This is a genomic window from Desulfovibrio sp. (genome assembly GCF_041907885.1).
GTDB lineage: Bacteria > Desulfobacterota > Desulfovibrionia > Desulfovibrionales > Desulfovibrionaceae > Desulfovibrio.
The window spans coordinates 357,808-365,984 of record NZ_JAYRGM010000001.1 but is presented as its reverse complement, the minus strand read 5'-3'; the positions used below and the strand labels follow the sequence as shown (position 1 = coordinate 365,984).

At 52.5% G+C, this 8,177-nt stretch carries 9 protein-coding genes and 1 tRNA gene; all 10 read right to left on the bottom strand.

Going from position 1 to position 8,177, the window contains the following annotated elements; translation table 11 throughout:
• On the bottom strand, positions 1-151 hold a 151-nt coding region (locus ACE3NW_RS01495; protein WP_374279632.1), incomplete at its 3' end, for a helix-turn-helix domain-containing protein.
• The gene (locus ACE3NW_RS01490) at positions 97-1,599 is read right to left on the bottom strand and encodes a protein rep (RefSeq protein WP_374279609.1); all 1,503 of its coding nucleotides are present in this window, start codon (positions 1,597-1,599) and stop codon (positions 97-99) included. The genes ACE3NW_RS01490 and ACE3NW_RS01495, both read right to left, overlap by 55 nt.
• A gap of 123 nt (positions 1,600-1,722) precedes the next feature.
• A complete protein-coding gene (locus ACE3NW_RS01485) occupies positions 1,723-2,019 on the bottom strand; it encodes a helix-turn-helix transcriptional regulator (RefSeq protein ID WP_374279608.1) in 297 nt (98 codons plus the stop codon).
• 416 nt (positions 2,020-2,435) lie between these two features.
• The gene (locus ACE3NW_RS01480; RefSeq protein WP_374279606.1) at positions 2,436-2,804 is read right to left on the bottom strand and encodes a hypothetical protein; all 369 of its coding nucleotides are present in this window, start codon (positions 2,802-2,804) and stop codon (positions 2,436-2,438) included.
• A 258-nt stretch (positions 2,805-3,062) separates the two neighbouring features.
• A tRNA-Val gene (locus ACE3NW_RS01475) sits at positions 3,063-3,138 on the bottom strand.
• Positions 3,139-3,270: 132 nt separating this feature from the next.
• On the bottom strand, positions 3,271-3,573 hold the full coding sequence (locus ACE3NW_RS01470) for a cytochrome c (RefSeq protein ID WP_374279605.1): 303 nt from the start codon (positions 3,571-3,573) through the stop codon (positions 3,271-3,273).
• 181 nt (positions 3,574-3,754) lie between these two features.
• Entirely contained in the window at positions 3,755-4,591 is an 837-nt protein-coding gene (locus ACE3NW_RS01465) for a carbohydrate ABC transporter permease (protein WP_374279604.1), read from the bottom strand.
• Complete coding sequence (locus ACE3NW_RS01460) at positions 4,588-5,472, bottom strand: carbohydrate ABC transporter permease (protein ID WP_374279603.1); 885 nt, start codon at positions 5,470-5,472, stop codon at positions 4,588-4,590. The genes ACE3NW_RS01465 and ACE3NW_RS01460 overlap by 4 nt, the downstream gene beginning before the upstream one ends.
• A gap of 91 nt (positions 5,473-5,563) precedes the next feature.
• Positions 5,564-6,847 carry an ABC transporter substrate-binding protein gene (locus ACE3NW_RS01455; RefSeq protein ID WP_374279601.1) on the bottom strand — a complete coding sequence of 428 codons (1,284 nt, stop codon included), beginning with the start codon at positions 6,845-6,847 and terminating at the stop codon, positions 5,564-5,566.
• Positions 6,848-6,996: 149 nt separating this feature from the next.
• Complete coding sequence (locus ACE3NW_RS01450) at positions 6,997-7,995, bottom strand: ABC transporter ATP-binding protein (RefSeq protein WP_374279600.1); 999 nt, start codon at positions 7,993-7,995, stop codon at positions 6,997-6,999.
• Positions 7,996-8,177 lie beyond the last annotated feature (182 nt).

Sequence of the window (8,177 nt, the reverse complement as noted above, 5' to 3'; positions counted from 1 at the left end):
AGCCACGCGCCCCGGTATTTCGCGCAAGTTCGCGGCTTACAGTTGAGACGCTACGGCCTATCGCTTTGGCTATGGCCCTCAGTGACGTTCCACTTTTCACTGCCTGGCAGATGTAGTACCGTTCTTCCCTGGCAAGGTGTGCATAGCCCATACGCCCTTCAATCTTTGGTTGGATGGAGAGGCTAAAGGGCTATACCACCTTGCCTTTTCATTCAACTTTGAGGGTGTTGCACTTGTAAGTTGAATCCGCCCCTTATTATTTTCGACTAATTCTAGAATTACAGGTTGATAACGATAATTTGCTATCGAGCGATATGTTGCTTCCGGCACTCCCAAAATGGCTTCGTCTGTTGATCCTTGCAGAAGTTCCTCATCCGTTTTGTCTGCAATCCCGCAATATTTTTTTAGAAGAGGCGACCAATAGACGGCCACACGACTATACATGCCAACAGCATATTCGGCCCATAGTTTTTTCGCCTGAGTATCACCCTCACAAGCCAGAGCAAGCAATTCGTGTGGATGGACAGAGCCAGCTGCCCTTGCCGCCTTAGTAGTACGTGATGAGAGTTCCCACACTGCCGTTTTTGTGAGGTACTCTTGGGCGACAGGCTCACTGCCAATTCTCACGTCTACTGCGTGCAACCGCGCATCTCCCATTTTACCGTGCTCAATTAGGCCCACTTTTTTGCAGACTTTGAGCCAGCGATCACGAATCAAAGTTTGGTAAGCCTTTGACTCCTTGTCGTTCAATATATGGTCAAAAATTGTCAGCTCGTGGAAATGGGGGTGCCATCCGCTATTCCAACCATACGTCACCTCTTGTGCTCTTATGTAGCCCTTCATGCCAAACTGGGTTTTTACATCGGCCCAGGCTCGGCCCGCGCGAAATAATTTTAAGGCTTTTTGAAGCCGTTCCATATAAACTTGAAGTTTAATGCCTACGCGATGCGGAAACGTCAGCGTGACAAATGCAAATCCGCATCCTTCGCTTTTCAGTACTTCCAAGCCTTCTTTGATCTCTTCACGCCGCCTGGCCATAACTTTAGGGCCGCAAAGTGGGCAAAACCAGGTTGATGCACACCATCGAACCCAAGTCCATACAGTATAAGAAGATTCACCGCCGCCTACTGCGTGGACTTCGGCACCACCAGGAGCGCCAGTCTCACATTTTTCGCCCTTTTTATTGGTAACGTATTTGGGAATGCAGCGATCTCCACATACACGAACAGAATGATTCCTAACCCTGAGTGCTCGTTTCTGACTATTTTTGTCGTTGTCCTTTTTTGCTTCAAAATATAAGTCCATCAAGTAGCCCTGAAACTCATTTGACTTCCACAATTTTTTTTCACGTGAAAGAGCCTTCCAAGCGTTGCGGCGCAACGCTTTTGGGGATTTTTTTTCTGGTGAAATGGAAGAGTCTGTTGAAATTCTCCCAAGAAAGGCAGAAGACGTTTCATTCAGTGAAGCCTCTTCATTTTGAAAAGCCTTTACAGGTAAAGAAACGCCTTCATCCCGCCCCTTCCGGCGCGGCTTTAGAGCCGAGCCTTTCTGAGCGGGTGAAGTAGCTTTTTCTTGAGAAAAGATAGGAGCGCTTGCCATGTTGCAGTTGACATGGAAAGTCGCTTATGCTATGAAGTGGTCACTGTGGCAGTGGTCGCTTCTGGTTTACCTTGTGCAAAGGGTATAGCAGGAGCGGCCTTCCTTTTTTTGTAGGAAGCGCCGCTATGCCTGAGCCGAATCGTGTGATTCAGCCAAGTGTTTTTCAACAAGTTCTGAAGGAAATGCACGGTGCAGCGCACGACTAGGAGTGACAGCCGTTCCTTCAAGGTAATCAAGAACATCCTGCCACTGGTAACGAACCAGCTTGTTGTGCAGACGCCAGTAACGCGGCCCAATCGATTTTAAACGCCAGGCCTGAACGGTTTTGACAGAGATTCCTAAAAGTTCAGCAACTTGCTTTTCGTTGATAAAGCGAGAAATAGACTGTGTAGCAGTAGGCGCGGAAGAAATCGTAGACATATGAAGACCCTTTGACCGAAAAAAGAGCACGGCCCTAGAAAGATTATTTTCCAGAGCCGTAATTTTTCGGAGCATCTTGCAATAACCTTGTCTTCCGACAGCGAAGAAAGTGTTAGTCTTTCATCGCGGCATTGCAGAGATGACGGGTCTCCATTTCGTATAACAAGCAACTTTGCTCTCTGCACAAAATTGACAGGGGCTGTTCTAATCGCCACGGTACGAACAGCCAAGCTCACCGTAGTGCGTCCTTCATATCGACCCAAATCTGCTGTCACTGTAGGCATCGGTGGCAGGGGTAGACCAAAACGACCTGCATGAAAAATCATGCTTTTTTGGCTTTTCTAAATATCTACACTTAGTTACCGTTCTTGTCAAGAAAATTTTCGCTTTCCGTTATTTGTTTACCATTTATATATTTAATGGTGCAGCAAAACGCCGCCATCCGCCGATGGCGTGGCGGAAAGGCAATGTCGCCATCCGCCGATGGCGTGGCGACAAGAAGATTCGCGCATTTTCTTCACCTCTCCAGAGCGGTCAGTCAGTCGCGTGCAAAGGCATAGCACAGCTAAAAAAAACTCAAGACCCACTCGACATTTGCTATTTATTCCTCGAAGAAAGTTAAAAGGCATCAGTACTGGGCTGCGGCATAAACCGCAAATGCCTCGTTTTCCGTCTTGAGTTTTTTTTGTTCGCTGTGCTTTTTGAAGAGCACGCGACTGACACCGACCGGCTCCGGAAAAGAGAAAGATGAAAAAAGAATACTGCTTCATCATGAACATATTCACGCTCTCTCTCCCTCCCTCACCAAAAAAGAGCGGTGGAGAGGAAGGAAAGACCTTCGTTAAAGAAATAAAAACGGGCGTTTTAAGCCCGTTTTTTCTTTTCTTTTCACAACATAGGTTCTCAGGAAGAGAAAGAATCCGTTGCTCCCCCTGCACCTTCCAAATTCATCAAAGAAAAAAATTCTTCTCAAGCGTGTTACCATAGGTGTTACCACAAAAAATTAAGGGGCTATCCATTTAAGGATAACCCCTTGATTTATTTGGTGGGCAGTACAGGACTTGAACCTGTGGCCCCCGCCTTGTAAGGGCGGTGCTCAACCAACTGAGCTAACTGCCCGAAACTGCATAGCGCTGGCGGTTATATGCCCTGTTATCGCGTGCAATGCAAGCGGAATTTTGGGGCAAGTTATATTTTGTCGCCTGTCTGCGCCTGACGGCAGGCATGGCCAGCGTGTCCCTGGTGATTCGTCTACTTGATGCCGTTTATGTAGGTGGCAATGCTCTTGGTCTGTTCCGGGCTCAGGGACTGCAAGGCCTGCTGCATGCGGGCGGCAGCACCAGTGGCATTGCTCATGTTTTTCACCCTGTCCATGCCAGCCAGCAGGGCATCAACTGGTTTGCCCTTAAAGGCGGGGCTGGGAGAATGACAGCCCGCACACAGCTTTGTGTACAGTTCCTGACCAGAATCGGCGCTGTACACCGCCACAGCAGAGCCAGCCACCAGCAGGCCAGCGACAAGCAACAGTTTTACCGAGTTTGTAAACACTGCCATAGAATCCTCCAGTAAGGTACACTGGTTACAGGCAACCCGCCCGCACAGCGCAAGGCAGGGCGCTTTAGCAAGCAGTGTCACTATACTCACGAATGTTGCAGAACCACAATAGATGCAAAAAAGCCCCAGCGGTCGCCATTGGCAGCCGTTGGGGCTTTTTGATTGCCTTGAGCAAAGGGCCCTATTTTATGCCAGCCCGCATAAACGATTGCACAAACTGCCGCTGGAACAGCAAAAAAGCCACCAGCAGCGGGCCGGATGTCATAAGCGTGGCAGCGGTGATGATTGTCCAGTCCACGCCCTGTTCGGTGGAGGAAAATATCTGCAAACCCACGGTCAGCGGGCGGGAATTGACCGAATTGGTAACAATGAGCGGCCAGAGAAAGTTGTTCCAGTGCGTACTGATGGAAACAAGGGCGTATGCCGCGTAGGTGGGTTTGGCCAGCGGCACATACACATGCCACAGCACTTGCAGGGTGTTGGCTCCTTCCACGGCTGCGGCTTCTTCCAGCTCCTTGGGTACGCTTTTAAAGGTCTGGCGCAACAAAAAGATGCCAAAGGCCGAGGCCATGTAGGGCAGGCTGATGGCAAGGGTGGAATCGAGCACGCCGATTTTGGACATGGTGGTGTAGTTTTCTACCACCAGCACATCGGGCATGATCATGAGCTGCATGAGAATAAGCGCAAAGGCAATGCCCTTGCCCTTGAAGTCGTAGCGGGCAAAGGCGTAGGCGGCAAGGGTGCAGAGCACAAGCTGCATGCCGGTTGTCAGTGTAACCAGCATGATGGTGTTGACAAAATACCGGGCAAAGGGCGCGGCCTTCCAGGCATTGGCAAAATTTTCAAGCGTAAGCGGGGCAGTGAGGCTGAAGCGGGTAGAAAACTCTGCCGGGTGAAAGGCTGTCCAGATGGCGTAAAAGAGCGGCAGGGCCCACAAAATGGCAAGCATCCAGGCGGCGGTGGTGTCCAGCACGCGCGAAAAGCCCCGGCTGTCGTACATGTTGCGCTGTTCGTTCATCTGTAGTGAACCTTCTTTTCAATAATCCCAAACTGCACAAATGCGGCAAAACCCAAGAAGGCCAGCAGCACCATTGTTAGTGTTGCGCCGTATCCCGTATCCCAGAATTTGAAGCTTGTTTCGTAAATGTAGTAAAGCAGCAGCGATGTTGCATTGTTTGGGCCGCCCTGGGTGAGCACAAACAGATGATCCACCATGCGGAAGGCATTGATGGTGGCATTGATAAGCACAAAAAGCGTGGTGGGCATGAGCAGAGGAATAACCACGCGGCGGTAATAATAGGCGCGCGAGGCTCCCTCCAGCATGGCCGCCTCTGCAAGGCTGGGCGAAATTTGCTGCAAGGCCGCGAGATAAAAAATCATAAAAAATCCTGCATCCTTCCACACTGCAACGCTTATCACGCAAAACAGGGCGGTTTCTTCACTGCCCAGCCAGTTTATGCCGGTGGTTGCGCCCAGAAAAAAGCGCAGCTGCTCAAGCAGGCCGTAATCGGGCGTGTAAAAAAACAGCCAGATGTTGGCCACGGCGATCATGGGCAGCACTGTTGGCACAAAGTAGCACAGGCGCAAAAAAGCCTGCCCGGACAGCCGTGCATTGACCAGAAAGGCCATGAGCATGGCCAGCGACATGGAGCACGGGATGGTGCAGCAGGCAAAAATGATGTTGTTGCGCAGCGATTTGAGAAAAACCTCGTCATCCAGCAGATAACGGTACTGCTCAAGCCCCACAAACTGGGCAGGCGCTCCCCCCCGGCCATCCATAAAAAAACTGTGGATAAACGTGCTTACAGCAGGAAAATGCGTAAACATCACCACCAGGGCAAAACCGGGAAGCAAAAGCAGCCATGCGTTGATTTGCCGCATGGTTTCGGGTTTTAACATAGGGCTGCTCACTTGGATCTGAGTGAATCTGATTGAAACTGATTGCATATAAAAGCTGCCAGTGGGGCAAGCCCCCCTGGCAGCACAGTGCTTACTTCTGGTAGCGGCGCAGAATGCGGTCGGCTTCGCGCTGGGCATCCTTGAGCGCGTCTTCAGATTTTTTGGAGCCGTTAACGGCGGCCTGAATGGCGTCGTCCAGGGCCTTGGTCACGCGCTGGTTGTCGTGGGTAGAGAGTTCGGGCACGGCATGGGCCAGCTGGTCGCGGGCCACGGCGGCATAGGGAAAGTCCTTGACATAGGCTTCCATGCGGGCGGTTTTCCAGGCATCGGGGCGCACGGCCACGTAGCCGGTGTCTATGCCCCACTGGGCGGCGCGTTCGGCGGTGGTCATCCACTGCACAAACTTGACAGCGGCCTTGCGTTCTTCGGGCGTGGAATTCTTGAAAATGTAGAAGTTGCCGCCGCCGGTGGGCGAACCCAGGCGGGCATTGGCGGGCAGCATGGCTACGCCAAAGGGAAACTTGGCATTGGTGCGCACGTTGGTGAGGTTGCCGGTGGTGGTCCACATGATGGCGGTTTTGCGCTCAAAGAAATCGCGGGGCGTGGTGGACCAGTCGATGGTTCCCTTGGGCGAAACCTCATACTTGTAAGCCAGATCGGTGAGAAACTGAAGGGCTTCGACGTTTTTGGGGTTGTCGAAAAACACCTTGTTGCCCGCATCGTTCATCAGCTCAACGCCGTTGGTGATGGCGAGTGCCTGCAACATCCAGTAGGCATAGCCGGTGCTGGGAATGGCAACGCCCCACTGGCTGACCTTGCCTGATTCGTCCTTTTTGGTAAGCTTTTTGCCCATTTCGACCAGTTCCTGCCAGGTGGCGGGAGCTTTTTCGGGATCAAGGCCAGCTTCCTTGAACATTTCCTTGTTCCAGTACATCACGATGGTCGAGCGCTGAAAAGGAATGCCCCAGGTTTTGCCTTCGGTCTGGCTGTTGCGCATAAAACCGGCAAAGTAATCCTTGGTAAATGCCATGTTTTCCTTGCCCACGATTTCGTCGTAGGAAACGATGGCATTTTCATCAATAAGGGTAAACATGTCGGTAGAGAGCAGCACGGCCACATGCGGCGGTTCACCTCCGCGCTGGGCGGTGAGGGCCTTGGTGAGCGTATCGCGATAATTGCCCGAATACACGGGATTAATCTTGATGTCGGGGTTTTCTTTCATGAATTCCTGGGTCATGCCCTCAACAATCTTGGTGATGGGGCCGCCAACGGAAACAGGAAAGTAGAACGTAAGGCTGGTCTGTGCCGCAAGGGCATTGCCAGCACACAGGCAGAAGCACAAAACTGCAAAAAATAACGAGCGGATACGTTTCATGAAGTTCTCCTCGCAGGGGTTTGGGGGCTGCATCCGTACTATCTCTTGAATGTTACCGATATGGAGCAATCGTGTAACGAAAACAAAAGCTGTAGGTATCTGGCGGCGCGCTGTGGGAAAAAAGGGCAGAAAGGCGCGACAGAGCGGCCTTATGCCCAATCCCTGCGCGCACCGGTTTGTGCCTCAAAGTAGTGCAGGGCAGAATTATCAAAGCTCAGGCGCAGCTTGTGGCCGGGCTTGAAGCCAGGGTTGCCCGCCACCTGCACGGCTATCTGCTGCTGACCCAGGCTGCACGCCAGTACGGAATCCGCACCAAGGTATTCCATGCTCAGCACCTCGGCCTGCCACGGGCCGTCTGGTGTCACCACCACATGTTCAGGGCGTATGCCCAGCGTGCATTCCGCACACACGGGGGCAGGCACAGAGCAGCCCTGGCTGCCCGCAATAACGGGCTGGCCGTTGTCCATGGTCACGTTCAAAAGGTTCATGGGCGGCGTGCCGATAAAACTTGCGGCAAAGGTGGTGGCTGGCTGGGAGTACATGGCAACGGGCGCATCGTTTTGTACAATATGCCCGTGCTGCATCAAGATGATGGTGTCGGCCATGCTCATGGCCTCGGTCTGGTCGTGGGTAACGTAAACCATGGTCATGCCAAGGCGCTGTTGCAGTTCGCGGATTTCGCGGCGCATCTCGAGGCGCAGCTTGGCATCGAGGTTGGAGAGGGGCTCGTCCATCAGGCACACTGCCGCCTCGGCCACCAGAGCACGGCCAAGCGCCACGCGCTGCTGCTGACCGCCGGAAAGGGCAGAGGGTTTTCTGTCCAGCAGGCCGCCAAGGCCCAGAATTTCAACAGCATTGTCAAGGCGGCGCTTTTGGTCGGCCTCGGCCACCTTGCGAACCTTGAGGCCAAAGACAATGTTTTCTCGCACGCTAAGGTGCGGAAAAAGCGCGTATGACTGAAAAACCATGGCAAGACGGCGTTGGGCGGGGGGCAGATTGGTCACATCGCGGTCGCCTATGTAGATGCGTCCGCTGGAAACGCTTTCAAGCCCTGCAATAAGCCGCAGTGTTGTGGATTTGCCGCAGCCCGAAGGCCCAAGCAAGACCAGCAGCGAGCCCTCATTGATCTCAAAGGATACATTTTGCACAGCGTGGGTAGCGCCCCACTGTTTACATACGTTTTCAAGACGTATCGCGGACAATTTTGGCTCCTTGTGTGTCAGTGAAGACCAGCAGAAAACCCAGAGGCGACGCGTGGCCGTATCGCCCTGTCTGAATTAAATTTATTTTAAATTACCACCAATTGCGCGCTGTGGCAAGAACACAGGCA